Annotated in this window: 4 protein-coding genes; 3 read left to right on the plus strand and 1 reads right to left on the minus strand. The window is 65.5% G+C overall.

What is annotated here, in order from left to right; translation table 11 throughout:
* From RMN95_RS16115 to RMN95_RS16125, 3 genes are all read left to right on the plus strand, one after another.
* On the plus strand, positions 1–557 hold a 557-nt coding region (locus tag RMN95_RS16115), incomplete at its 5' end, for a family 20 glycosylhydrolase (RefSeq protein WP_309617922.1).
* A 5-nt stretch (positions 558–562) separates the two neighbouring features.
* Positions 563–1696, plus strand: a complete 1134-nt coding sequence (nagA, locus tag RMN95_RS16120) for an N-acetylglucosamine-6-phosphate deacetylase (RefSeq protein ID WP_397545311.1) — start codon at positions 563–565, stop codon at positions 1694–1696.
* A gap of 22 nt (positions 1697–1718) precedes the next feature.
* A complete protein-coding gene (locus tag RMN95_RS16125; protein WP_309617923.1) occupies positions 1719–1898 on the plus strand; it encodes a hypothetical protein in 180 nt (59 codons plus the stop codon).
* Positions 1899–1984: 86 nt separating this feature from the next.
* Here the strand turns inward: RMN95_RS16125 and RMN95_RS16130 are convergent.
* On the minus strand, positions 1985–2977 hold a 993-nt coding region (locus RMN95_RS16130), incomplete at its 5' end, for a TIM-barrel domain-containing protein (RefSeq protein ID WP_309617924.1).

Consider the following 2977-nt stretch of genomic DNA (forward strand, 5'->3'; position numbering starts at 1 on the left):
CCGACGACGACTTCCTCTACTTCATCCAGAGGGCGACAGCGATCGCGGCGCGCCACGGCAAGACCCTCATCGGCTGGCACGAGATGGGCAGGAGCACCGCTCTGCCGACAGGCACGATCGGGCAGTACTGGAGCTTCACCACCCCGCAGGAGGGCGCAGCCGACCACACCCTCTCGTTCGTGAAGCAGGGCGGCAGGATCATCATGTCACCCGCCGACGTCGCCTACCTCGACATCAAGTACGACGCCGACACCGAGTTGGGGCTGGTGTGGGCGAACGGGCCGACGTCGATCACCGAATCCTACGAGTGGGATCCCGCGACGATCATCCCGGGCATTGGTGACGAGCAACTTCTCGGGGTCGAAGCGCCGTTGTGGAGCGAGACGACGGCGACGATGCGGGATGTCGAGTACCTGGCGTTTCCGCGACTCGCCTCGATCGCGGAGATCGCGTGGTCACCGGCGGGAGCGCGCGATGGCGGCGAGTTCCGCGGCCGCCTGGAACGTTTCGTCGCGCTTCTCGATGCGCTGGGCACCAACCATGGCGAAGTAGCCTGAACGTCGTGACCACCCTCTTCCACTCCGCGCGCAAACTCGACGCCCACGGCCAGGTGGACGACTTCTGGATGCTCGTCGACGGCGACACCATTGTGTCGACCGGGAGCGGACCAGAGCATCCCGAAGCGGCGGCCACCGTCGACGTTGCCGGACACTGGCTCGCGCCGGGATTCATCGACCTGCACGGCCACGGTGGCGGCGGCTTCGCCTACGACGGTGGACCGGATGCCCTCGCCGCGGCCCTCGCGACACACCGCTCCCACGGCACTACTCGCTCGGTCATCAGTCTTATCACCCGCCCGCTCGACGAACTCATGGCTAACCTCGAGGTAGTCGCTGCGGCCGCGTCGCGGGACCCGCTGGTGCTCGGCTCGCACCTCGAGGGCCCGTTCCTCGCGCAGGGCAATCGCGGCGCTCACGGCCTCGAATATCTACTCGAGCCGTCACCGGCGATCATCGATCGGCTGCTCAACGCCGCGCGCGGCACGCTGCGCCAGCTCACCATTGCTCCCGAACTACCGCAGGCGTTCGAGGCGATCGACGTGCTCGCCGAAGCGGGGGTCGCGGTCGCGGTCGGCCACACCATGGTCGACGAGGCACTCGCACGTGCGGCGTTCGACGCGGGAGCGCGGATGCTCACCCATGCGTTCAACGCGATGCCGGGCATCCATCATCGCGCGCCTGGCCCTGTGGTTGCCGCCTTCGACGACGAACGTGTGACCCTCGAACTGATCGCCGACGGGATGCACGTGCACCCCAGCGTGGTGCGCCTCGCGTTTAGTGCGGCGCCGGGCCGCATCGCGCTCGTTACAGACGCGATGGCCGCCGCCGGTTCGGTCGACGGGGACTACACGCTCGGCTCTCGGCAGGTGACGGTGCGCGAGGGTCTCGCGACGCTCCGCGGCACCTCGACGATCGCAGGCTCGACTCTCACGCAGGATGCCGCGCTTCGGATCGCGATGACCGAGGCCCGCATATCCCCTCTCGACGCGGTCACAGCGCTGACCCTCACGCCGGCCCGAGCCCTCGGGCTCGATCACCGACACGGGCTGCTCGGCCCGGGCTTCGCGGCCGACGCCGTACTGCTCGATCACGGATGGAACGTGACCGGAGTCTGGGCCGCAGGGGCGCGGGTCTAGCGAGACTGCTCAGGGAGGATGGTTGAGTTTGTGTAGTGACACGGTCATCGGAACCTGCCTGCCCAAGCGTCGCCACAGCGAGTTATTGAAGTTCCTCAACACGATCGAGAACAACGCCTCGACGGGGCTTCAGATCGGCCTGGTTCTCGACAACTACGCCACCCACAAACATGCCCGCGTGAAAGCCTGGCTGGCCACATGATCAGGCGTCCGACTTTTCGCTCTGCACGACCAATGGTTCATTTTATGAGGACGACCCAGAGAGCGCTCGCAGCTTGTCACAATTTGTCAGTCCGCACCGAAGGCGTCGCGGAGTCGCGGCCATGCCTCGGCTCGAACGTAGACAGGCAACTCATCGATAGGTACAGCCCGGGTTATGACACAGCCGCCCTTGATGGCCTCCGCGGTAAATGCGTCGACCCACGATCCTTCCGGCAGAAAGACATCCCATGTACGGGCGCCCGGCTCGATTACGGGTGCGATGAGGATTTCGCGGCCGAGCATCCACTGGATTGGGTGTTCCCAGACCCTGGAGTCGGTTGAGTCGAAGTACAACGATTTCATCAGTGGTTCTGAAGTCGCAACAGTGTGGGCCGCCTCGTCGACCAAGTAGGGCACGAGCTTCTCGCGAATGCTAATGAATCGTCGGAAAGTGTCGATGACTGTGGGGTCGCCGGTGCGGTTGGCGATGTTCCACGGGGTGCGGTCACGTGATGGGGTGCGGTGGTGGTTGAACTCGGAGTGGTATTGCATGATCGGCACGAATGCGGCGGCAGCGACCGAGCGCAGGTATAGCTCGGCGGTGGGGATATCTCCGCTGAAGCCGGCGAAGTCCCAGCCCCAGTAGACGATTCCGCTGGATGCCGCAGAGAGTCCGGCGAACATCGACCAGCGGAATGCCTCCCAAGTGGAATTCTCATCGCCTGCCCAAAATGCGCCGTGCGCCTGGCTGCCAGTGAAGCCCGCACGGGAGAAGGTGACGGGAGCTTTGCCAGCCGATCGCAGAAGATCGCCGTATGCCTTCGCGTAGTGCACAGGGAATCGACCGTTGCCCTCGTCGCCGTGGGTGCCATCGAGGTAGCGGAGGTCGCGCCCCCACGCGTGTTCGCCGCCGTCGGTTTTGAAGCCGTCGACGCCGAGGTCGTCGACGAGGTAGCGCCGTTTGTCGGTCCACCATTCGGCGGCGCGGGCGTCGCCAAGGTCGGGCATGAGGCCGAGCGGAAACCACCATCCGCGGTTCCGATACGGTCGAAGCGTGCCATCGGGGGCGAGCTCCTGAAC

The organism is Salinibacterium sp. (assembly GCF_031364185.1).
Taxonomy (GTDB): Bacteria; Actinomycetota; Actinomycetes; order Actinomycetales; family Microbacteriaceae; genus Rhodoglobus.